Genomic DNA, 23,496 nt, shown 5'->3' on the forward strand with positions numbered 1-23,496 from the left:
TTCCGCTCCTCAGGCCGCATAGCCGGTCATGTTGCCGCCGCGGCCGATGCTGCGCAGGATTTCGCGGGCCGCATTGGCCCCCGGCGCTGCCATCACCCCGCCGCCCGGATGCGCCGAGGAGCCGACGATATACATACCGTTGATGGGGGTGTCGTATTGCGCATAGCCCGGCACCGGGCGGTTGAAGAGCAGCTGGTCAAAGGTCAGCTCGCCCTGGAAGATGTTGCCCTCGGTCAGGCCCACCTCCTGCTCGATGTCCCAGGGGGTGCGGACCTCGGCGTGCACGGCCTTGCTGCGAATGTCGGGGCAGGCCTGTTCCAGCTTGTCAAAGACGCTATCGGCAAAGGCACCTCGGGTTTGGCCGTTCCAGTTGGTGCCTGCGCGTACGCCTCCCACTTCCAGGTCATAGGGCGCGTACTGCACAAAGACGGTCATCATGTGCTTGCCCGGCGGCGCCATGGTCGGGTCGATCTGGCTGGGGACCAGCATGTCGAAATAGGGGTTCTGCGACCAGCGCCCCTCTTTCCAGTCGTCGTATGCGCGTTCCAATTCCGTGAGACTCTCGGCGCAATGCAGGTCGCCCCGCAGGAAAGGCGCGCCCTTGGGCGCCGCAGGGAACTCAGGCAGCGCATCCAGCGCGACATTCAGCTTGCCCGAGGAGCCGCGGATCTTGAACCGCTTGACCGCCTTCACGAAGTCGCCGGGCAGGTGCTGCTGGCCGGTGTGTTCCAGGAAGGTGCGTTTCACATCCATGTTGGAGGCGACGATGGGCGCGCGGTATTCATCGCCATTGTCCAGCGCCACGCCGGTGACCCTGCCATTGTCCACCAGGAAACGGTCGACGCCGGAGCCGGTGACAATGGTGCCGCCTGCCTCCTTGAAACAGGCGCCCAGCGCGTTGGAGATCGCCCCCATGCCGCCGCGGGCAAAGCCCCAGGCGCCGATCGCGCCGTCCACATCCCCCATGTAGTGATGCAGCAGCACATAAGCCGTGCCCGGCGAGTGGACGCCCAAGCCGGTGCCGATGATCCCTGCCCCGGCGATATGGGCCTTGATCAGGTCATTCTCGAAATGCTCGTCCAGAAAATCGCCGATCGACATCGACCAGAAGCGCAGCGTCTCGCCCAGCTCCTTCTTGCCCAGCCCGTGCGCCTGTTTGATCAGGAACAAGAGTTCGCCGATGTCGCGCGGTTTCAGTGAGGTCGGGTCCGGTGCATTGCGCAGCAGGAAAGGCCGGATGAAGCGGCACTGGCGGATCACCGTCTGGCTGAAGCGGTCATAGGCATCCGCATCATGGGCGCTGTGGCGGGAGATTTCCCGGCGCAGCGCGTCATGGTCGGACATATAGGCAAAGTAATCGCCATCGCGGCTGAAGCTCGCGCCGCCTTCGTAGGGGATCACCTGCAGCCCGTACTTCGGCAACTCCAGGTCGCGCACGATCTCGCGGCGCAGCAGCGAACAGACATAGGAGCAGTTGGAGTAAGTCCAGCCCTCGTGCAGCGACCGGCTCACCGCTGCACCGCCGATCCAGTCGTTCTTTTCCACCACCAGAACCTTCAGCCCGGCTTTGGCCAGGTAGCAAGCCGCAGTCAGCCCGTTGTGCCCGGCCCCCGCCACGATGGCGTCATATCTGTCGTGCTGCCCCATGAATCTCTCCCGGTCCGGCTGTTGTTGTTAGGAGACTAGTGGAGAAGATTTTTCCGGTAAAGTTTTTTTGAGCGCTCAAACAAAAATAATCAAGCTGACAGGCGCAGTGAATTGTGGAACAAGGAGGAAAATTGAAGCTTGGATTTCTCATGGTGGCATCGCAGGGCAGCGGCAGGAAGCCGCGCAAGGAACGCAAAGAAAACGCCGACATGCGGCGGCGGCAAATTCTGGATGCAACGCTGAAATCCATTGTTGCCAACGGCTTGGCAAAGACGACGCTGGCCACGGTGGCCACTGAGGCCGGACTTTCCCAGGGCGTCGCCGTCTTCTACTTCAAGTCCAAGACCGGCATCCTGACTGAGGCGCTGCGCGACCAGTACCAGACGTATGAGGCGCACTGGCAGGCTGCGCTGGACAAGGCGCCTGAGGATCCCGCGGCCCGGCTGCGCACGATCATCGAGGCGGATTTCAGCCCCAAGATTTGCAACCCAAGCGCGCTCGCCATCTGGTTTGCATTCTTCGGAGAGCAGAATTTCGTCCCGCAGTATGCCGAGATTACCAGCGAGTATGAGGAGATACGGTCCAAGATGCTCAGCGGAATCTGCCACCAGCTTGCACCGGACAATCCTGGCAAGGCGGAAATGGCAGGAGGCTGGATTGACTCGCTGACTGACGGCTACTGGCAAAAGCTGCATCTGTTTCCGCACATTTACAGCCGCGAAGGGGCGCTGGAGCAAACGTTGCATTTCCTGCAAACACTGTTTCCAGGCCATGCGAAGGCGTTTCAGGTAAAGGCTGGCGGTTGAGCCAGTTAAAAGCCCTGCAAGCCCCTAAAATTGCAAACAGGGCGATCGAAGAATGAGCGTTTGCGGCTGATTGACGGATCCTGCGTTCGTCTCCGGCACGGATATTGCAGCCGAGTTACCGTTTGCATCTCCTAGTTTTCCAATGGACAGGGCGCCGGGTCGGTTTCCATGGGCTGTCAGAATTGCGGTTTTAGGGTCAGGAGGCATTGGTTTTCAGCGCGCTGCGTGATTCACGGCTCGGAAACCGGAACGGTGACATGAGCGACCTTTACTGGCTGACCGACGAGCAGACGGCCAAGCTTGCCCCTTTCCTCCAGAAGTCGCACTGTAAACCACGGGTCGATAACAGACGGGTGCTGAGTAGGACTATTTTCATCAATCGCAATGGGTTGCGCTGGAGAAATGCTCCGGAAGCCTACGGCTCGCACGAGACGCTGTACAGCCGGTGGAAGCAGTGGAGCGAGGAAGGCGTCTTCGCGCGGATGATGGCTGGGCTGGCTACTGATGTCTGACATCAGCACCTGTGGGTCTGATCGAGGGATTTGCATAACGGAAGGTTTCTGGCTCATCTGACCCGTCAAGGAGTTAAGATGAGACGGAAAGCTGGAGCCGACAAACTGATGGCCGATCACTGCTAGTTCAAGCCCGAACAGGTGAAGGGCCGCTGTCTCGGAGGTCAGCCGTTCACGCCCCCCTCGGGCAATCCTTTTAGACAGGGCCGTGTCCTCGGCTGCGCCTGCGGGCCGCACCAACCCTGTCGAATAGCATTGCCTCGCCCCCTCCCGCGTTCGCCACGTGGCAGATCAGCAGGAACAGGCGCCTTCGGCGTCTGGCCTGCAAATCAGCCCTGATTATTCGGAAGGACAGTCAGATCGATCACAACAGGAGACATGCACGGAAATGCTCGAGCCTCAAGAATGGAAAGGTTCTGTTGTAAAAGGCAAAACTATGTGTCGCCTGACATTTGTGTCGGGCGACACATAGTTTTTCCTTTTTGGAGAACTTGGCCGATTGATTTTAAAGGGAAATATTTTCAGGCGACGCAGCAGAGTTACCTTTTGCGACTCATAGCTTTTCCATCGAGCAAGGCGCTGGTTCGGTTTCCATTGGCTTCCAGAGTTGCGGTTTAAGTTTCGCTGGGCCCGCAAATCTCATCCAAGCTGCTCAGAACGTCTGCCAGTTCTTGCCTGACAAGCTTGATGCGCTCCGAGGAAAGAGCCTCTTTCCGTCCTGCAAGTTCCAGAACCACGGCGAGGACAGTATCTGAATGCCTCATCAGTTCGATCAGGTGTTCGCCTGCCGGCCCGTATGAGCCCGATATCCAGTTCTTTGCAGTACGTTCGCTCACATCCGTCCATCTGATCATGGTTTTAGCAGCCCGGCCCGCACCACCCAATTCTTGAGACAATGCAGTGCTGATTGCCTCCCGGTATTCTGCCGAAGAAACTGCCCCTTGGCCCGTCCGATGAAACGTGTTGCCCGTTTTATGAAACATGTTTCCGGTCCTCTGCCGCTACAACTGGGGAAGGAATCGCGGATCATTTGCGCAGATTTGCGAACTTGAGAAACGGAGGGCCAGAGCATTGAGTTGGCCAAACGACGACCGCAACAGGGACAGACGGCTCAAAACTGCTGCACAATATGTTCGCATGTCGCCTGAGCATCAGCGCTACTCGACCGAAAACCAGTCGGATGCCATCGCACGTTACGCCGATGAGCGGGGCTATCAGATCGTGAAAACCTACTCGGATGCGGGCAAAAGCGGTTTACGCATCGAAGGCCGGAGCGGCCTGACCCGGCTCATCGAAGACATCGAGGCTGGCCAGGCACAATTCAGGACAGTGCTTGTGTATGACGTCAGCCGCTGGGGCCGTTTCCAGGACGCTGACGAGAGTGCTTACTACGAATACATCTGCAAGCGGGCTGGCATATCGGTGGAGTACTGCGCTGAGCAGTTTGAAAACGATGGCAGTCCTGTTTCAACCATCGTCAAAGGCGTCAAACGGGCGATGGCCGGCGAATACAGCAGAGAGCTTTCGCAGAAGGTCTTTGCCGGCCAGAGCCGCCTGATTGAACTCGGCTTCCGCCAGGGCGGCACGCCTGGCTTCGGCCTGCGGCGCATGCTGATTGATGAAAGCGGCCGCCAAAAGGGGATTTTGCGGCGCGGCGAGCACAAGAGTATTCAGACAGACCGTGTGACTCTGGTGCCGGGGCCTGAAGAAGAAGTCGCCATCGTAAATCAGATATTCCGGAACTTCGTGGATCACGGCCGGTCCGAAAGAGAAATCGCAGCAGATCTGAACGCGCGCGGCATCAGAACAGATCTGGGCCGCGAGTGGACGCCGCCGGTCATCCGCCAGCTGCTCACCAATGAGAAATACATTGGCAACAATCTCTGGAACCGCAATTCCTTCAAGCTGAAGAAGCGCCATGTGCGCAATGACCCGGGTGACTGGGTGCGGGCTGCCGGTGTATTTGAAGCCATCGTTGACGCCGGCCTGTTTGCCGCTGCCGGTGCAATTATTGCTTCAAGAGTGCAGCGGTATTCAGATGAGGAAATGCTGAACGGGCTGCGGGATGCTCTTCAGACTCACGGGTTTCTGTCCGGAATTGTTATAAACGAAGCCCCGGGCTTGCCGTCCAGCGGCGCGTACCAAAGCAGGTTCGGCAGCCTCTTGCGCGCCTACAAGCTGGTCGGCTTCACGCCGGATAGGGACTACAGGTACATAGAGATCAACAAGCGGCTCCGAAAAGTCCATTCGAACATCCTGCGTGACGTTGCCGGCGGGGTTGAGGCCGCTGGCGGGCATGTTGAACATGACGGAAAAACCGGCCTGCTGACGGTAAACGGAGAGTTTTCCGCATCACTTGTTATTGCCAGGTGCAGACAGACCAGCGCTGGCGCATTTCGCTGGATTATCCGGCTGGATACCGGTTTGGTTCCGGACCTAACCATTGTTGCGCGCATGGATCAGGCAAATGACGCACCGCTCGATTTCTACCTGCTGCCGATGTTTGACATTACCCTTCCAAAGCTGCGCTTTTCGGAAAGCAATGGCCTGTCCCTTGACGCCTACCGGTTCGGCGATCTCGAGCATTTCTTCCGCATGGCCTCGCGCTCTCCGGTTCAGGAGGCCGCATGATGATCAGCCCGCAGGAAGAGCACACGGAACTGATCCCGGTCGACGCGGTTACGGTGATCAATCCGCGGGTGCGCAATCAAAAGGTATTCGATGAGATCGTCGCCAATATCGCCGAACTAGGCCTGAAACGGCCAATAACAGTTGCTGCACGCGAGACCGGGCCTGATGAGCCGCCTGCTTATGAGCTGGTATGCGGCCAGGGCCGACTGGAGGCTTTCAAGGCTTTAGGGCAAAAGAAAATTCCTGCTGTCGTTATCACTGCCAGCAGCGAAGATTGCCTTGTCATGAGCCTGGTTGAAAACCTGGCACGCAGGAAGCATCACTCTCTGGACCTGCTGAGAGATATCAGGCGCCTCAAGGACAGCGGCTACACCGAACGTGAAATTGCGGGAAAAACGCAGCTCTCAAGAAAATACGTGCATGGCGTCCTCCGGCTGCTTGAGAGCCAGGAGCATCGTTTGCTTCGTGCAGTGGAGAGCGGGAAAATCCCGGTCAGTGTTGCCGTTGACATTGCCGAAGCTGATGAAGTCGGCGTGCAGACCGTTCTCAGGCAGGCCTATGAAAAGAACCTCCTGCGCGGCAGCCGCCTTATGGCCGCAAAACGTCTCGTCGAAGCCCGGCAGCTGCATGGCAAAGGGCGGGCAACGGCTGAAAGAAAATCGCGAAAGAGCCTGTCCGTCGAAAGCCTGCTCAAAACCTACCAGAACGACGTTGAAAAGAAGAAGATGCTGCTGCGCAAAGCGAGCGCAACCCGAAGCGAAATGCTGTTCCTCATGCAGTCGCTAAAGACTCTTCTATCCGATGAGAATTTCGTCACTCTGCTGCGCGCCGAGGGTTTGGCAAACATTCCGAAGACAATCGCAGACCGGCTGACACGGGCAGAAGGAACTACTGCATGACACCGAAAGACGAAGAACAGACCGTCGCCGCAGCTTTTGAACGCAAGCTGCTGCATATACCGTTTGCCCAAATCGCACCGCTCTATCTTGTTACGCCTCAGAAGAAAGCCACCGTCAAATACAAACAGATCGCGACCACCATTCTGGAAACCGGGCTGGTCGAGCCCATTGTTGTTGCGCGCGACCGGCAGGATCCGCGTGCCTTTACGTTACTGGATGGGCACCTGAGGCTCGAAGTGCTGAAAGACCACGGTCAGACGGCAGCAAAATGCCTCGTTTCCACAGATGACGAGGCCTTCACCTACAACAATCGGATCAGCCGCCTGGCAACAATCCAGGAGCATAAAATGATCCTGCGCGCATTGACACTAGGCGTCCCCGAAGACCGTCTGGCGCGGGCCCTCAATATCAATCTTAAAACCCTTCAGGAAAAGAGACGTCTTCTGGACGGGATCTGCGAAGAGGCCGCCGAACTTCTGAAAGACAAGCAGGTTGCCCTTACCAGTTTCCGGGTGCTCAAGAAAATGAAGCCGCTGCGCCAGATCGAGGCTGCCAGGCTGATGGTGGCGATGAACAAGTACACGATCAATTACGTACGCTCCCTTTTGGCGGCAACACCTGACAGGCAGCTTGTGGCGGAGGCCGCACCGAAGAAAATTAAGGGCATCTCCCGGGAGCAGCTCGACCTCATGGAACGCGAGTCCGCCAATCTGGAGCGCGAGGTCCGCTTGGTCGAGGAAAGCTACGGCGCGGATCATCTCGATCTTGTTTTGGCCCGCGGGTACATTTCAAAACTGCTGAGCAATGCGCGGATCGCAAGATACCTGTCGCAGCATCATGAAGAGTTCCTGCCGGAGTTTGAGAAGATAACGGAAACGGGTGCACTTGCGTCTTAACCTGTGCGGCCGGCCGGCTGCATTCCGGGGACCCGGACCCATCAAGCGCGGGGACCGCAGGAGACGCCGCACGGCGGGGCGGATCAAGCGCGGCGGCGGAAATGGCGGCGAACCCGTTTGAGCCCGCCACGCCGGGCCAGATGCCTGGCAAATTTCGAGAGATGCCTGCGCGCCTCAAGTTCTGAACATGACGCGCGCAGGCACTTCAGTGCGGATCAGTCCTGACAGCGCATCTGCGGCAGGAGCGCGGGCAATAAATAAGTCCGGTATTGTCCCGCATTGCGGACAGAGGGGCCGGCACACCAAATGGCCGGATACTGAATTCCTGCCTCGGAGATGACAGAGCAAAACAGCTGTGCTACCAGAACCTATGATCTGACTGTTTTCCATCCTGCCGCGCTCAACACGGAAAGCTCCGTGGCAAGTGACTTGCGCGCATGAAAGGAAAACACATGAAACCTGCCGGTCTTCCACCCATTCAAGGCAAACGTTTCGACATCGAAACGCTCCAGTACAATGCCGTCAGCCTGACGAAGCAAGCCGACAAGGGCCCCACCTTCCTTCGCCATGGCGGGCGGGTCTCATATGTGGTTTTGGCCGAGGAACTCTTTGACCGGCTCTGGCCGGATTCGCGGCGCGCCTGGAGTGTCGATGAGATGCCTTACCGTTTGGAGCAGCTTCTGCTTGAAGCGCTGAGCAGCTCGCTTGCAGAACACGGCGGCGGCGAAGAGGTCTAGGGCCGCAACGCTTTCCGGGCGCCTGCCGATGGAGACGGCGCCCGGTTTCCTGCAACTTCCGGATGTTTGGAGCCGGTGCAACGAAAGGCGAACGCCGCTGAACGGGTGTTATGTGAACCGATCTCCGGTTGAGTCAGCCTGCCCCGTCAGCGTCGTCCTCCCCTTCGGGAACATCCGGAAAAACTTCAAACATCCCCTGCCGTTTCATACGCCGCACCCAGCACACCTGCGCGAGCACCTGGTCTACTTCAAAATCGCCGCCGCCGCGCTGATAGGCATCGGTGATCAATCTTAGCTGCGCTTCCCTATCATCAGCCAGTTCTTCGTCGGTCAGATCTTCAGTCATGTCTTTTTCCTCCTCGCTCGCATGGCACTGTGAGACCGAATTGTTTGAGCCGAAACCCTGTGCTGTATCTGTCGTAGTAGCAGCTGATCCCCGCTGGCACGTCGGCCGGGCAAATGCCTTTGGTTTCCAGCTGCGATTTGAGCGGCCCGGGTGTACGGCGGTTCAGCCTCGCAAGCTGACCCAAAGTCACATAGGTGCTTTCGAATTGCTCAAGGCTTGTCTCGGTCACGGCTTCCAGGAACTGACGTGACCTGGGGTTTCTCAGGCGCTGCAGCGTCAGCATCCCGTGCTGCTCAAGATAATTGATCGTCTGATAAGTCACATGCAGCCTTCGGGCAGCCTCCCCCTTTGGGAACGCAGCCATCTCCAAAGGGGGCAGAACAGTTTTCAATTCTGTGAGTGAGACGCCCACTCTATCGAACCCGAACTTGCCGCCTCCCAAATCATAGGTCTTCAGGCGGCCCGCCTGCACCAGCTCCACGATATCCACGCTGCGGCACCGCACGCGCATGGCGGCACTGACGAGAGACACGGTATCCGTTGCAACCGGTGCCGTATCCGCCGCGCCTGAAAGCAAGCCAGCGGCAAAGGCTTCGAGTTCCGCCTTGCGGAATTTCGGCCTCCGGTTCAATGCATCCGTGACTGGTGCCAAATACCCAGCCCCGCGGAGATCTGAGAGCAGGTCGATGCCAATCCTGAGTGTTTGCGCGGCAGCATCAGCAGACAACCGCCCCGACATCTCACATTTAAGGCGCTTCAGCTCAGCTGCTGAAATCTTGTCTTTAAGCCAAACCTCCTGAGCCGCGCGGTCAACAACGGCTTCGCCGGTTTCGAGCAGAAACCGGTTCATGCGCTGTCTTTCCATTTTGAGCTGCCGGCAAGCCCCGTTGATCGAATAGACAAAAGGTGACGGCGACGGCTGTCCCAGAACTGTATCGCCCTCCCGAAACGGATAGTTCCGGAAGATATAGGCACGCACCTTGTCCTTCAGCCCTTCAAACTCAGGCCCCAGGGACGCGTTCCGCATCCACTCAAAAAAGGCACCAAAATCCTTCTGATGGCGTACCGTGCGGCGCGAGATCGGAGACACAAGCGTATCCAGTGCCCGAAAAAGGCCCTCTTCGCCATATTGCAGGGCCTGAAACCCATGTTCGCCCGCAACAGACATATCGGCCTCACTGGCTTCCGATACCTTCCTGTCCGGGCCAAAGGCCAGGACGAAACCAAGCATTTCGCAGAGCCGCATCGCAAGGTGGATAGGCATGGCGTCGAGAAAGGGATCTGTCCTTTTCCCATTCAGACGCTGCTCCAGATAGGCTTCCAGCCCCGTGAACGCGAGTCTGTCATCGCTATAGGCAGCTTGATGTATCCTGCCGATATGCTTCTCTGTCTGGCCCAGGAAATCATAGTTGCCAATTGTGTATTTTTCAGCGGGCAGGGAGATCAGTGCCACGTGGTGGACCGGACAGGACCTGACAGAAGTGAACTGCCAAATGGGACGCCTGTAGCGCCCCAGACGGCCGTTCTGCTCCTGATCAGCGACAATGCAACGAGGGCACACCCGAAGGCGTGACCTGACAAAGACACCCCGCGCACATACCTGGCCGGAGACCAGAAAGCGCCCCCGCGCAATTGTCCGGACCGCCTGAGCCAGAAGAACGTCCTTGTCCATTCCAGTCACCTGCGCCAGCCGCATCATGCAGGTTTCATCGCCCCGGATGAAATCCTGCCAGCGAAAGCCCAGGTCCAGAGACAGATCTGTAGGCGAATCCAAGCCGCAATAGCCGCTGAGCCTGGAAGCATAGGAGGTGGCCGTTTCATCGTTCAGGATCGGAAAAAACAGATCTGGCGCTCGCTTTCTTTCCAGCCTCCTCATTTCTCTAAGCCTCCTGCACCCCAAAGTTTACGTGAATCAATTGTCCAGTAATCCTCAGCCACAAAGGGATTAAACGCTGGAATACACCCTGCTTTCCGATGATAGACATCCGCGAAATGCGCCCGCCTGAGTTCGAAGCTTCCGTCAAGCAAAGCCTCTTCAATGCCCATTAGGAACATCTTCAAAGTCAGCCCAAACTCGTTGGCACCTGCGTGAATGAGACGCCGTTCGAAATCTGAGAGATCAAGATCCGGAGGAAAGGACAGCTCCGCTTTCTCAGTGTACTGCCCAAGAATCGGGCGCAGGTCTTCGTGGTCTGCTTCCCAGGAAATTGCACTCAGGCTGACAACATGCGCCCGCCGCGCAAACTGGTGGTCAGAGTTGATCATCTCGACGAGTTCCGGCGTGCCGGATAGAACCAGCCCAACGGGCCAGTCCTTGTCGTTCATCAGTGACTTGAGTGTGTTCACCACATCGATGCGTACAGTAGCGCCCTTGGTCGCATGCAGATCCTGCGCTTCATCGAGGTGAAGAAAGAGCGTTTGCCTTTGCCGCAGGAGATGGCGGACTTGCTCCCAGATGAATGCAGTAGGGCGATCCCGTGTAAGCGGATATCCCAATGCATGCAGAAGAGCTGTTCCGACATGCTTCAGTGTTGCAGGGGATGGGATCCGCATACAGATCACTTCAGCGATTTCTGATCCTGATTGGGGCAGCACAAGACCCGAGCACTTTTCGAAAAGACGATCAACTGCAGTGGTCTTCCCGCTGCCCGGTGCTCCGACAACCGCTATGCATTCTGCCTCCTCTTTGGTGCCAAGCTTGATAGATGCGCGGCGGTGCATCAGTTGCCGGTGAAACGTCTCCGAAAGCTGTTCAAACCCGCTGTGGCACACAAATTCGGCCCGTAGCCGAGCGAGAAGAAGATGCAGTTCTTCGCCGCGCGGCAGCTTGTGATCATGTGTCATCGTCGAACCTCCAGCGGGTGGGCCGTTTGCTCTGAATGGAAGCGTCGCTTTCGTCAGCCGGGCTCCCGGAGGCACTATGCTGTTCACTCGCGCCGCTGTAGGGCACGACATGTCCAAACAGGTCTGGATCGGGTGGCAGATCGAGGTCTTCCTCACTCTTTTCTGGAATTATCGACAAGCCTACGAACAGGTCATCGCGTGCCCGCTTCAGCCCGGCAGGGGTCTGCGCCTTCAAGACATTGCCAAACCGCGCCTGTTCGCATGCATTGATTTCGATGATCTTGGAGAGGGCTTGCGCAACAACCGTCTCGTTCAACTGCGCCTCGGCCCTATGCCGCAAACGCAACTCACGAGCAGTCCGCTGCCACTCCTCGAAGGACACGCCTTCAAAGCATTTCTGAAGTGCGCGGGCTGGATGCCACTTGCCGTCAACGCAGACCAAAATCCACCCCAAGTCTTCGAGACTGAACCGGATGTCCACATCACGCTCATGGCTATGAAGAAAGACATGCTGGAGAGCGGGACAGGCGTAATCGATGCCAAACTTCTCTACTCCCCGGCCAGTGACAGTGCGGCGATCCCGCTGCCCGAAGGCCCGGCGGCGTGTGGTCTCCGCAAGTTTCGGGACTACCCCAATTTGCTTGCTCAGCCGGTCCCAGCAATTGTTCGGCGTTTCCCCGTTCAACCCGCGATGCGGCGTGTTGTGATAGACATCCACGACATAGAGCGTGAGGATTTGCATAAGGGCCTCATCGTTCAGCGAGGCGAGATGTTCAGACGGGTAGTCACCGCGCTCCATACTGTTCGAGTATGTGCGTCCCGCCAAATGCGGCATCAGAGATGTTCCGAACGTTCCAAAAATCCGTTCCACCCGCCCGCGCAGGTGGGGCAAACCAGTCGGGGGAGCGTCCGGGTTCCCATGGGCCTCCAAAATGGCGAACTGAAAAAGATCATCCATGAAAGCCGCGCCGTTGTCGGTGCAAACTGTTCCCAGGCCTCCAAAATGATGCCAGGTCGATTTGCATCCAGCGGCAGTAGCGATCTCGGTTTTGTCCCGGGTGATGTCGCGCAAAAGGGCATAGGCATCTTCGCTATTTGGCGTTGTTGCCAGCCGCATCCCCACGACACAGCGTGTCGCACAATCAATAGCGAGATATAGCCATCTGCGTCCCCGATCCAGCTGCGCCAATTCTTCATCAGAGAGATGGTCCAGAGCGCCACGTTCAGCCAGAATTGATATTAGATCGACTTTCCACTCGTCAATCTCGACCCGTTCCATGGGATAGCTTGCGGAAATACCCGTCTCGTAGACCGCAAACTTCCGATTGGCCGCATCAACTCCATGCCGCTGAACAAATGTGAAGTACGGATCGAGCTTTTTTATTGCACGTTCGACCGCCCGGCGGGATGGCACTCGCAAAGCAGACTTGCCCTCAGCCTCACGAGCAGTATTGGCCTTCTGGAAGCGTGTTTTGCATAGGTCCGCAACTTGCTTCTTGGATAACCGCTGCCGGGTCAGATAGGCTGAAATACAATCGCCAAGCAGCCGTGTTGCAGCCAGGCAAAACCGGTTGTCTCTGTTGCCTGATCGGTGAGTACGGGGCACAAGTGCCAAGTATGAATAGTCGCCCTTCTCGTACCTTTTGAACCAGGTGCGCAGGGTCCTTGTAGAAGGCGGATCGCGAAACATGCTTTTTCGCCCGGCGCGAGGAGCTTTCCATTTCCGTTGGGCCGCCCGCGCAAGAGCGTTCACGTGCGCCTCCATTTGCGGCATGAACTTGGCAATCGACTTGTCTGTCTTAGTCATGCCTTCTTTGACCAGAAAATGCATGGCAACTGAGACCCAGATAAACCGCCAAACAACATGATCCTGGACATCCTGCCGCAAAGGACCAGAAGCCTCCAAACCCGCATTCATTCGGGCGTCGATTTGCCCAATGAGAAAGTATCCCGGCTCAAAGGTCACATCTGGTTTCGAAAGAAGGCCTTCGAATTCCTCGAAACTGAAATAGGTCTCCCCTTCTGCCCCATCCACATTTTTGAAGACGTAGCCTGTGTCCGTTTCGTTCCGGAGTCGAAGGAACAGCCCGCCGTTGCCCAACCTGTCGTATGAGGTGACACGCATCCGATTGCTCATGAGCATTCTCCCAGGTTCACAATGGTTGAAAGATCGATTTCCTGCGTTTTGTCGGCGCTCAAATCGCCATCAAAGATCGCTAGAAAAATTGCTTTGAAGCCCTCAGCTCCTGCCCCAAGCCGTCTCTGGAGTTCCGCCACTGTCATGGGAAACCTGATTGAGGCGGCAAGCTCAGCAAGCTGACGCTGCAAAGCGGTGTTACGGGTCCGGGCAAAGGCATTGAAGCGCTCTGCGTTCAAAGCCTCCGCCTTCGTGAAATCCTGGTCGGTGATCAGAACCACATCGTCTGCAAACTTGCTTGTCATCGCCGCCCGAATGTCTTCGAGCTCCGCCAGGAACCGTGTTTTCCTGACGCGGGCCATGGGCTTTACCGCGACAGCAATGGTGCGGCCGCTTGCAAGAACCACCAGAAAGTCGAAGAAATGGTATCTTCGCCGCCCGTCTGATCCGGCGTATTTGAAAGGTTCAGGCTGTTCACGAATGTCTCTGACAGCAGCGTTTGCTAACAGAAGAAACAAAACCCGCTGCTCCAGCTTACTTTCAAATTGGATGATCCTTGGCCGGTTCTGGCCAGGCAGATGCACGACAACGCCGCCGCGCGAGCTTGCCTTCGAGCGTTTCGCAATGCGGCGTGATGCGCGGCTGGGAAACGGAGAGTTCAGGCCCTCCATTAGATCGATATCATCTTTCATGTTTGATGTGGCCATGACTGCGGAGAAGCTGAGCATGGCGCTCCCTTCTTTGACTTTGGTCTGAGGCAAAGTTTTCCCGGCCCGTCGCCTCAATTTGGCGACAGGAAGGTTGACTCTGCGGCGATGTCGGGTGAAGAAAGCGTGTCGGCATCAATCGACACGGATTTCAAAGGCCTCGCAGGGTTGCCGCCCTGAGGGGCCTTTCCCGTTTCTGGGAGTGTCAGGTTCTAAGTCATATGCGCCATCCTCCGGTCGAATCCAGTACCGGAAGCGATAGCAAGGCACTCACGTAGTTTCAAATTATTATTTATTTTCAGATATTTACATCGCATGCCTCGAATCTTTGAACTATGCATTCATTAAGCGATATACCGGTCCCAAACCGTGTGGATGTGGAGTGACAGACATTGAGCCGCGTTTTTGGAGCGAAGTATCACGGAAGTGCTTTTGCCTTCGTCAGCATGACACCTTTCAAGTGGACACCCGTCACTTACCGTGAAGTCCGTAACGCTTATTTTGAGTGTTCCAACCTAAGAGAGCTGGCGCTGCGCTTCGGGATAACGCCTGTATTGACCCGAAAGCTCTTGGCTATTGCAGGTATCGATTTCGTGCTAGATCTCTACAATGAATACTTGGCGCAGCGATGCTGTGGAGCCTTAGCCATCCGCAATGGCATGAAACCTTCCACTCTGTCAAAAATGTTTAAAGCCAGAGGATTAACAGTTTTCCCCCGGCACTCACGGCCAAAAATGTCACGCAAAAGACTATTGGAAGCCTGGGTGGATACGGGCACTATCAACAGCTTCGCTAGAGCGCTTGGCGTTCATTGGCAAACAGCCTCTTCTATCCACAAAGATCAAAGTCTTCCACCACCACCTCACCCTCCCAATCGCTTGGGGAGACCACCAAACGTGCCAGGAGTGAAGCGGAAGTGTGAACATCCCTGCGTTTCTTAGACGCCTTACCTCCGCAAGCCGCCCCGGCTTTCTCCACACCACAAAACTGCACCGGCAGCTTGCGCAAAGCCGCCGCATAACGTGCTTTCAGACAGAGGGGGGCGAAGCAGCAGAAAGGCAATCTAACTGCGCTTTTTGGAGGTTACGACCCCTCCGACTACCGTCTAGGAGAACCCCTTGGGTTCTTATCATCGGAGGGGAACCTTTGTGACTAATTTATGGGGTTCCATGCGGGTGTCAACTTACGGCAACTAGTTGAACGCTGCACCCTACACTTGGATGATGTTTCGCTCCCTCATCACACTGGAATGGTGTCGCAACCAGTTCAGTGACTAATCTGCTTGCTCGGCCAATGCGCAGCAAATGACCTAATCGAGCCCATACCGGTCGTCGTCGCCTGACTTGGGTGCTACAGGCGCATTTGGCTGTTCGCAGCCAGAAGCGGACAGAAGGTGGCACAAGCTTCGCGTAGGCAGCATTCGACAGAGCGGGAAGCAGACCTTCTCTGCAGGTGCAACCCAATTGTGCCGTCGACTTTAAAACCGACATTCGAATGGCTATCAAGTGAGTGACTTGTGCTCTGCTGCCACTTGGCCGCATATAAAAAAAAATGGGCAGCCACTTCCATCGCAAGCAAGCGAATGCGCGAAGGATCTGTATGATGTTACCTCAGGGCGAATAATTTTTCGGGAAATTAAAGTGCCGGTTTCAAGTAAAGCGACATATTTCGAACGCCGTGTGGCGAGAGTATTCGAAGCTGTAGAAAAAACAGGCGTTGAAGTGACATGGAACGCCAAGATTAGAGACCCACACACTCAACGGCTGCGTCAGATAGACGTTTTTCTCAAAGAACCAAACGGCCGTACGACCTGCGTGGAATGTCGTGACCGTGCCAGCATTCAAGATGTCATGTGGGTTGAAGAGCTGTTCGGCCGAAAGCACTCCATGGGTTTTGACAACGTGTTCGCTGTCTCATCAAGCGGGTTCACAAAGCCCGCTATAGCCAAGGCGCAAGCTCTCGGAGTGACCCTCTTCAAGCTATCTTCATTTGAAGTTGAAACGACCACATTTGCCTTGGCAATGCCGGACATTTTCATTCTGTGTGCAGATCAGGCCAATATTCTCTGTTTTCCAAGGTCCGATTCAATTTCCAAAGACGACTTAAAGAAACGTTTAAGTAAAAATTTTCCTTTTGATCTTGAAGCGTATTACGGATCTGTTGAAAGCCTCAAGGACGCAAGCAACGAGACGATAAAAATCGGCCAGGATGCTGTCCGAACTACGTCACTCACAACAAAAAGCAAAGTTGATGGCATTGATGTTGTATTCAATTATGACATTCAGGCAAGGATGTTTTGGCACAAATTTCAACTGAGACCACACTACTTTCGAAAGCTGAAGCCAGGTGAAGTGTCAACGTCAGCAGAGATTTATGACGATGAGACAACCTCGGGCATTTCTGCAGAACTTATCGTCTCAGAAAGGCGCTTAGATCTAAGCTTAGACTATCTTAAGGATGGAGACTGGAATGATCGATATCACTTTTGCTGTGCCCAGATTTTCCATGCAAACCTACCAGGCAAACAGCTCAGAGTAAGGCAGAATGGGCGAACACAACTACACTTCGCATTCAAATACGAGGTACTTTAGCATGCGCCTCCTGTTAGACAAATAGGGATCTAAGCCTGCCACATTGAACCGGCACTTCTCTTCATAGCCCAAAAAATTTCGAGGATAGGAGGTTCAGCGAATGTCTATTTCGCCGGGTTGAGAAACGGCGAGCGCCCCTGGGCTGCAAACGGCGGCTTTGGGGAGCTAAACAGACCCTACTCCCATAGGATGGGAAGCGGGCATTCGCTGGACAAGCCAACTATCATGGCTAGGTTAACAGAGCCGATGGGGTGGATGGCTCAATCTGCGTTCCATTGTGCGTTAACGGCTTGATAGTCGGAGACTCTTCCCGTGTCGCTGACTTGCGCGCTAGCGTCCGCACCTGGTCCCTCCTTTGCATTCAATAGCTAGTGATCGCAGCGATCGGTTCGCTCTTCGCCAAGTTCATCCCACCACGGGAGTAGTTTCCCAAGTTCACCGGCAAACGGGTAGCGCCGATTTGGGTGTCCTGTACCCGCAACCAAATCGTTGTGCACTCCATCCAAACGCCAACCCCAGTACTTTTCGGTGTTGGTTTTTTTCAATGCCTGAAAAAAGGTTGCTTCTGTAGAAACTGAAAGTGTGCGCTCTAATTCGGGTACGGCAACAAAGACGATAGGTTTCCTGTCCGACTCAGAAATGTCGGCATCCTTTTCAAGCGCCATCTTTTCCGCGCCGGCAAGAACCTGTGTTCTCAGCGTGTCAGCCATCACAAGCCAGTTGTCCAGCGTAAGCACGACGCCAACAGCGTCGTCGCTCACAGCTCTTTTAACATAGCCTCGTCGGCAGTGTGAAAAGAACCGCCAGAGCTGGAAAATAGCCTTCGTTATGTCTTGATAGCCTCGTGCCTTAATGGGGTTCATTCCAAACATTGCTTCCTGTGACATTCGCGTTGCTTTGCACTCGAATGCTACTGAAACTCTTCCATTCTGCTTGCAAAGAATGTCTGGGGTATCGAGGCTATTCGGCTTCTTCCGGTAACTGAATTCTTTTTCCCATTCGAAACCGGGCAATGCTTCAGCTAAGTACCGTGCACAATAGTCTTCGAACCGTCTTCCGTAGTCGTCGCGGATCAGCCCACCGCCGCCCACCACATCATAGAACACGCCAGACGTGACCCGCTCAAGGATGAGTTCCGGCAACGGCGCGCGAACTCGTTCGCCCCCTTCACCGAAGCGTAAACAAGGGGCCTGCCGAAGAATGCTCGGTTTGTCTGCCGTGTGGATCGTTTTGCGTCGCCTGTCTCTTGCCAGCGCCGCAGCCTTTGGAAACGGCATTGCTATCAGCGCCAAGACCCTTTCGACTTCCTCCCACTCGACACCCATTTCCACCCAAGACTTGTCGTTCCGCACAACCGGAAAGTTGGCTAGCGATACGAAGAGCATGAACCCGATTTGTGAAAATCGATTCAGCGTGATTCCGTGTGCTTTCTCGAATTGCGCGGCACAAGGTCCCTGACCGTAAACAAATGCGTTGCGATAAAACTGTGGAATGTTCACAAATCCACGCTGCCAGTCAAACTGACGCGCTGCGATACGCCCCATTTCTATGAATATGTCTTCGCGCTTCTTCTGAAGAAGATACTCGACATTCTCCAGCTTCCGAAGCCAGTTCACACATTCCGTCGCAGCGCCAAAGTGGTCCCAGCGTAATGTTCTTATCGGCCCCTTTTTTTTCGGTTTAGCCTTTGGAACGGTCATCAACTCGTTTGCCAGTGTCTCGATTTCCCACTTATGGATCGAGTATTCGCTTGGCATCCTCGCGCTGATTGCGCCTTCAGGAATGGTTTCTGGCAGAATGAACTTGCGCGCTGGATCGGGTTTTTTTGTTTGTAGAATATGAGTGGCCCACAAGAGTTGGATAAACTCTTCATCGCCAGCCTGCGACAACAGCTTGTTGAGCTTCTTTCGGTAGTGGTCACGCATTGGCTTGTCTCAGCAAACTTGCTTCACCGCATCCCGAATGGACTTGGCGAACCATTGGCTCAACCCCACATCCAACGCGTGCCGATAAAACTCTTCGTCTTCATCCTGCAACCCGTACTTGCGAACGATTGCCCGTGTTCCTTTCGTAATGTCGGTAATGTCGCCTGACGATACCCAGTCCGGGTTGCCAACAACGTTTTCAAATTCGGCGATTGCGGACGCTGGCAACTGCGCACCAAATAGGAAATAGCGAAGATATTTTAGGAAGTGTGGGTGGGTGTAGATTTCATCGCCCTGCCGCCCGTTCCTTTCAAACAGGCCCTTGTGCGAAGTCTTCAAGCGCCCGATCTGGTATTCCGGGTCCGACCAATAGCGCAAACGGACTTTGGGAATGGCGTTCCGCTCCGTAAGAGACTGCAATAGCTCCAAGATCAATGGTGCTTGCCGTTTGTATTGCTCATGATCCAGCGCCGATTGATCCAACTCAATGCCGCTGAGGATTTCTGACTCTTTGTCCGTAAGCTCGATTTCATAAACCATAACATCGGCCTCATGTGTTCTGTGTTCGTTCTAGTAAGGGTACGGCGACGTCGAAAGCGTTTCAATCAAAAGGAGTACAGTTTGAAACCGCCTCAGGTCTTCGGCAGGGCTGCTAACTGTCATTTCCCGAAACTCCGGTTTCCGACCAGTCTGTAGATCAGTCATGTCTGCTATGGGCTGGCTTGAGCCGATCACGGTTGGCCTGGGACAAGCTTGGGCCGGTCTATCGGCGTTGCGCTGCCGCTAGGCGGCAGTGAGCCCATAGCTTGTCCAATCGCTGATTGCGCCGCTGTCCTCCAATGACATCGGCGTATTTGTCGTCTGCACTTATGACGGCGAGCATGTGCTGATCCCAGCCACAGAAACTGAAGAGGCAATTCGGGGTCAGAGAGCAGCAGGGCACATCATAAACAACTAGCATCTACCTTATTTGCGAGGTCGCCCCTATAAGCTGAGGCGCAGTTCATCACTCCACCTTTGGGAGCGTTCAGACAGGAGAGTAAATCGCTCTATGCAGTATGCAGTTGTTGATGGTGCAAGATCAGAAGCCTTCAAGAAAGGGCAAGGCAGTTGCCCAGTATGTGGAGGGGCCGTGATTGCGAAATGCGGTCCACGAGTCGCTCATCATTGGGCACACACAAGGCGCAAAACCTGCGATCCTTGGTGGGAGAATGAAACTGCCTGGCATAGGTCGTGGAAGAACCGTTTTCCTGAAGAATGCCGCGAGGTGATCCATGCGTCAGAGGATGGAGAAATCCACAGGGCAGATATTAGAACTAGGTTAGGTGTATACATCGAAGTTCAGCACTCCTGCCTCTCAGATGCTGAGAGAATCTCACGGGAGGACTTCTATCAAAATCTCGTGTGGATTGTGGATGGGACGCCGTTTCAAAAGAGCTTCCGCCTCGGTCACATCCTGCCTGATCCCGATTCAGAGCTGGGGAAAGACCTCATATGGTACAAAGCGAAAGGACGAACTTGCGAGGCAGCGAACGCAATGTTCTTTCGCATTTCGACCAATCGGAAATCATACCCGGCCCTTTCAAAGACAAACATGCCCGATGGATTGGTCGAGTTGGGCTTCTTTCGACAAGTAGCGACCGAGATAAAGGCCGAATACCGAGGCCATCACCAGTACGAATGGCGACGTCCTCGAAGAACCTGGCTAGATGCTGCATGTCCGGTGTTCATCGACTTCGGTTATGATTTTCTCTGCAAGCTCGAGAAGTATGATGAGACCGGTTTGAGCTGTGTTCGCTTCGTGCCCAAGCGCCAGCTCTTGAACGATTTTGAAGCGCTTGATGATGCGAGAGCTATTGGTCATTCTTAGCCCGATCATGATCTCGCCTGCTACAGCCGTTGAGTGTTAGGCGGGTGAAGTGTCGCGCCTTTGCAGCTTCAGGTGGAAGCAACATATTCGCTATGTTACGTTTTAAGCGAGTATTACTTCCCAAAGGTTTCCTGATGGCATTTGAAGAGCTTGTTACCTGGTCCGCTCAAGGTACACGGCCCGTCTGGCAAAAGGACGCGCTTCGACGTTTAGCAACGACCGGAGAACTAACTGACGATGATCTTTCCATTTTGCGAAAGGTCATTGAGCAGGAGGTTGGCCTCATTGATGATGAACACCTTCATGTCAGCCCGCTTGCCGCCGAACATCTATCTGACGCAGGGATAGATGCCGCGCGCACGATTCTTGGCTCGATCGGTCCGGTTCGGGGCATAGACAGGCTGGCTAGCGACCAACCACCGATCAAGTTTGCCAAAACTGGCGTTACGCTTGTGTACGGCGCGAACGCTTCGGGAAAGAGCGGATATTGCCGGATCGCAAAACAGCTTTGCCGATCTTTGAGTCCCCAGGACCTCACAGGAAATGTTTTCGAACCGATGCGCGCTGATCCGCCGGAGGTTGATCTGGTGATCGGCATTGAGGGGTGTGAGCCTGAGCGCCAAGAGGTGACTTGGCGGCGCGGTGATCCGTCACCACCGGAGCTTGCCCGCATATCGGTTTTCGACACTGATACGGCGCGCGTTTACGTCGATAAAGATCGCAAGGTTGAATTCCTTCCTTATGAACTCGACATTCTGAACAAGCTGGCACTGGCGGCAAAGGCTCTGGATCGCGAGTTTGAGTTGCGTGAGAATGATATCGATAGCGCGATCCGAACAGCTCTTCCCGGAGGCTATACCGAAGGCACTTCGGCTTCTCAGGCTCTGGAAAAGCTTTCCCCCAATACAGCTCAAGTAGGTTTGCCAGACGAAGCAGGGTTGCGCGCAATCGCTGATTGGAATGACGACAAAGAAGCTATGCTTCAGAGAATTACTGACGAGATACGCGATGATCCTAAAGTACTACTTCGCGCGCATAAGGCTGCAAAGCAGGAGCTCGAAAATGTAAAATCCGAGCTTTCGGATTTCATCGACGTATTGGGTGAAGAAGGCGTCAAAAAACTTTCGGATGCCCATGAGGAAATGGCGACAAAATCAGCGACAGCTGAAGCCGCCGCGCGCGGTCTTGGTGAAGGTATGCCTATTCCTGAAATCGGTTCTGCAGCCTGGCGGCAGATGCTTTTGTACGCCCGGGAATTCGCTGGAGAGGCCTTCCCCGACCACGACGAGCCAAAGCTCGTTGCCGGTGAAACATGCGTGCTTTGCCAACAGCCACTGGATACCGATGCTTCAGCTCGCATGGCTGAATTTGATCGGTATATTTCAGGACGCGCCGCGACCGACAGCCAAAATGCAGCAGTGGCCTATAATGAGCTTGTCGGCACAGTCAATGCACTGCGCATCAAGACACCAAAGCAAGCTGAAGCGCAGCTTGGTGGTTACCGCGGCATGAGCGATGAACCACAAGTCATCGTCGAAGAAATTGTCGCGACGTACGGGGTGCTATCGCAGCGGCTTGAAGCCATCAATGCGATGATCGAGGCGGGCGCCTTCTCTCGGCTAGATGAGTTGGCTTCGCTTCAGGCCGATCTGATCAAGAAAATTGATGCTGGCGTCGAAGCGCTTCAAGGCAAGATTGATGCGCTTGAAGATGGCGAGGCTGACACCGCTCGCTTGGGCGAGCTCAACAAGAACAAAGCGGAGCTTGAGGACAACAAGCGGCTCAACCAGGAAATTGAGACTGTCGTTGAGCGGTTAAAGAAGCTCGTGGAGAGACTTCGGATTAAGGAGGCACGCAAGCAGTGTGCTTCCGGGCCGATTGGCCGCCAATTGACTGCACGCCGTCGTGTTCTACTGACCGAGAGCCTCAAAAAACAGCTTACAGAAGAACTCGAGACGCTCAGGCTTTCGCACATTCCGATTGATCTGTCTGACAGAAGTGCGGGCGGTGATAGTGTTATTGAGGTGGGTCTGACCGCCCAACAACGTGTTGCCAACAACAGCGACGTTCTTAGTGAAGGCGAACAGAGGGCACTGGCTCTTTCTTGCTTTCTTGCCGAATTGATTGAGGTCGGCGCGGAGCACGGGATCATTGTTGATGATCCTGTGTCCTCACTTGATCACACTCGCATGGAAGCCGTTGCCAAACGACTTGTGGTGGAAGCCGCCGACGGCCGCCAAGTTGTTATTTTTACGCACAATATTGTTTTCCATTATATGGTGGAAAATGAAGCCCGCCGTGCTGGGCAGCCGTGTCATACTGAGTGGATGTCGAGCCAAGGCGGAACCAAGTTCGGCATTATTGATGACGCGGGCAGGCCGTCTCATACAAAAAGGACTAAGCAGCGCATAGGCGAGCTCAGTGAAGCCAAGGCCAAGCTGTTTAAGGATGGCTATGACCCAACTGTTCCAGAGTTCCGTGATGCTTTGACAGCGATCTACACTCTGATGCGCGAAACTTGGGAAAGGATGGTTGAGGAAATTCTGTTCAATGGGGCGATCCAGCGTTTTCGACCAGAAATAATGACGCAGAGCCTTAAGCATGCCTGCTATGATCCGGCTGACGATTATCCGGAGATATTTGAAGGCATGAAAAGATGTTCGCACTATTCCGGACATGACAGGGTACCAGACCTGCCGCCGGAACTGCCGCCGCAGAAAGATATTGAAGCGGACCTTCAGGCCCTAGTCGATTTTCACAAGAAGATCTCTGAAAGAAAAGCGACTTTGGAGAAGGGGCATAGCTACGAGAAGGGCCCGGAGCCCGAGTTTCTGTGAGCAGCTTTAGCCTACTGCCGCAAGTCCACTGGCTTTCATTTGAGGTATGCAATGTCAGCTATATGCAGCAAAGCGGACACAAGGGCCGGTCTGGGCCGCACCTCCAGCGAA

The 23,496-nt window shown here is 55.1% G+C and carries 18 protein-coding genes and 1 pseudogene; 10 read left to right on the top strand and 9 right to left on the bottom strand.

Annotation, left to right across the window (positions count from 1 at the left end):
• Positions 1 to 9: 9 nt before the first annotated feature.
• Positions 10 to 1,647, bottom strand: coding sequence for a phytoene desaturase family protein (locus AC58NV_RS13435; protein ID WP_497227579.1), 1,638 nt, complete (start codon positions 1,645 to 1,647; stop codon positions 10 to 12).
• 113 nt (positions 1,648 to 1,760) lie between these two features.
• Here AC58NV_RS13435 and AC58NV_RS13440 point away from each other — a divergent pair, with 113 nt between their 5' ends.
• Positions 1,761 to 2,453 (top strand): TetR family transcriptional regulator C-terminal domain-containing protein, encoded by a 693-nt coding sequence (locus AC58NV_RS13440; protein WP_497227580.1) that lies wholly within the window; start codon positions 1,761 to 1,763, stop codon positions 2,451 to 2,453.
• A 257-nt stretch (positions 2,454 to 2,710) separates the two neighbouring features.
• A pseudogene (locus AC58NV_RS13445) lies at positions 2,711 to 2,959 on the top strand (transposase); the annotation flags it as partial.
• A gap of 620 nt (positions 2,960 to 3,579) precedes the next feature.
• Here the strand turns inward: AC58NV_RS13445 and AC58NV_RS13450 are convergent.
• Positions 3,580 to 3,948, bottom strand: a complete 369-nt coding sequence (locus AC58NV_RS13450) for an XRE family transcriptional regulator (protein WP_495447356.1) — start codon at positions 3,946 to 3,948, stop codon at positions 3,580 to 3,582.
• Positions 3,949 to 4,036: 88 nt separating this feature from the next.
• Between AC58NV_RS13450 and AC58NV_RS13455 the strand changes: the two genes are divergently transcribed.
• The 4 genes from AC58NV_RS13455 (at position 4,037) to AC58NV_RS13470 (ending at position 8,128) form a co-directional block, all read left to right on the top strand.
• Complete coding sequence (locus AC58NV_RS13455) at positions 4,037 to 5,596, top strand: recombinase family protein (RefSeq protein ID WP_497227581.1); 1,560 nt, start codon at positions 4,037 to 4,039, stop codon at positions 5,594 to 5,596.
• Entirely contained in the window at positions 5,593 to 6,495 is a 903-nt protein-coding gene (locus AC58NV_RS13460) for a ParB/RepB/Spo0J family partition protein (protein ID WP_497227582.1), read from the top strand. Before AC58NV_RS13455 ends, AC58NV_RS13460 begins: the two co-directional genes overlap by 4 nt.
• The gene (locus AC58NV_RS13465; protein ID WP_497227583.1) at positions 6,492 to 7,391 is read left to right on the top strand and encodes a plasmid partitioning protein RepB C-terminal domain-containing protein; all 900 of its coding nucleotides are present in this window, start codon (positions 6,492 to 6,494) and stop codon (positions 7,389 to 7,391) included. The genes AC58NV_RS13460 and AC58NV_RS13465 overlap by 4 nt, the downstream gene beginning before the upstream one ends.
• Positions 7,392 to 7,843: 452 nt before the next feature.
• Positions 7,844 to 8,128, top strand: a complete 285-nt coding sequence (locus AC58NV_RS13470; protein ID WP_497227584.1) for a hypothetical protein — start codon at positions 7,844 to 7,846, stop codon at positions 8,126 to 8,128.
• A 133-nt stretch (positions 8,129 to 8,261) separates the two neighbouring features.
• Here the strand turns inward: AC58NV_RS13470 and AC58NV_RS13475 are convergent, their stop codons facing one another.
• Genes AC58NV_RS13475 through AC58NV_RS13495 form a run of 5 tightly spaced genes read right to left on the bottom strand, consistent with a single transcriptional unit; the run spans position 8,262 to position 14,183 of the window.
• Positions 8,262 to 8,474, bottom strand: coding sequence for a hypothetical protein (locus tag AC58NV_RS13475; protein ID WP_497227585.1), 213 nt, complete (start codon positions 8,472 to 8,474; stop codon positions 8,262 to 8,264).
• Positions 8,467 to 10,350 (bottom strand): TniQ family protein, encoded by a 1,884-nt coding sequence (locus tag AC58NV_RS13480; RefSeq protein WP_497227586.1) that lies wholly within the window; start codon positions 10,348 to 10,350, stop codon positions 8,467 to 8,469. Before AC58NV_RS13480 ends, AC58NV_RS13475 begins: the two co-directional genes overlap by 8 nt.
• A complete protein-coding gene (locus AC58NV_RS13485) occupies positions 10,347 to 11,318 on the bottom strand; it encodes a TniB family NTP-binding protein (protein WP_497227587.1) in 972 nt (323 codons plus the stop codon). Before AC58NV_RS13485 ends, AC58NV_RS13480 begins: the two co-directional genes overlap by 4 nt.
• Positions 11,308 to 13,455, bottom strand: coding sequence for a TnsB C-terminal domain-containing protein (locus tag AC58NV_RS13490; RefSeq protein ID WP_497227588.1), 2,148 nt, complete (start codon positions 13,453 to 13,455; stop codon positions 11,308 to 11,310). The genes AC58NV_RS13485 and AC58NV_RS13490 overlap by 11 nt, the downstream gene beginning before the upstream one ends.
• Positions 13,452 to 14,183, bottom strand: coding sequence for a TnsA endonuclease N-terminal domain-containing protein (locus AC58NV_RS13495; protein WP_497227589.1), 732 nt, complete (start codon positions 14,181 to 14,183; stop codon positions 13,452 to 13,454). Before AC58NV_RS13495 ends, AC58NV_RS13490 begins: the two co-directional genes overlap by 4 nt.
• A 1,484-nt stretch (positions 14,184 to 15,667) precedes the next feature.
• Between AC58NV_RS13495 and AC58NV_RS13500 the strand changes: the two genes are divergently transcribed.
• The gene (locus tag AC58NV_RS13500) at positions 15,668 to 16,753 is read left to right on the top strand and encodes a restriction endonuclease (protein ID WP_497227590.1); all 1,086 of its coding nucleotides are present in this window, start codon (positions 15,668 to 15,670) and stop codon (positions 16,751 to 16,753) included.
• A gap of 368 nt (positions 16,754 to 17,121) precedes the next feature.
• Here the strand turns inward: AC58NV_RS13500 and AC58NV_RS13505 are convergent, their stop codons facing one another.
• Positions 17,122 to 18,678, bottom strand: coding sequence for a hypothetical protein (locus AC58NV_RS13505; protein WP_497227591.1), 1,557 nt, complete (start codon positions 18,676 to 18,678; stop codon positions 17,122 to 17,124).
• 9 nt (positions 18,679 to 18,687) lie between these two features.
• Positions 18,688 to 19,218: a hypothetical protein gene (locus AC58NV_RS13510; RefSeq protein ID WP_497227592.1), complete on the bottom strand. Its 531-nt coding sequence runs from the start codon at positions 19,216 to 19,218 to the stop codon at positions 18,688 to 18,690.
• Positions 19,219 to 19,498: 280 nt separating this feature from the next.
• On the opposite strand from AC58NV_RS13510, the gene AC58NV_RS13515 reads away from it, so the two are divergent.
• From AC58NV_RS13515 to AC58NV_RS13525, 3 genes are all read left to right on the top strand, one after another.
• Positions 19,499 to 19,636: a hypothetical protein gene (locus tag AC58NV_RS13515; protein WP_497227655.1), complete on the top strand. Its 138-nt coding sequence runs from the start codon at positions 19,499 to 19,501 to the stop codon at positions 19,634 to 19,636.
• A 93-nt stretch (positions 19,637 to 19,729) separates the two neighbouring features.
• Complete coding sequence (locus AC58NV_RS13520; protein ID WP_497227593.1) at positions 19,730 to 20,548, top strand: competence protein CoiA; 819 nt, start codon at positions 19,730 to 19,732, stop codon at positions 20,546 to 20,548.
• A 134-nt stretch (positions 20,549 to 20,682) separates the two neighbouring features.
• Entirely contained in the window at positions 20,683 to 23,385 is a 2,703-nt protein-coding gene (locus AC58NV_RS13525; RefSeq protein ID WP_497227594.1) for an AAA family ATPase, read from the top strand.
• The last annotated feature ends 111 nt before the right edge of the window (positions 23,386 to 23,496 follow it).

It is taken from the genome of Leisingera sp. ANG49, assembly GCF_059694505.1.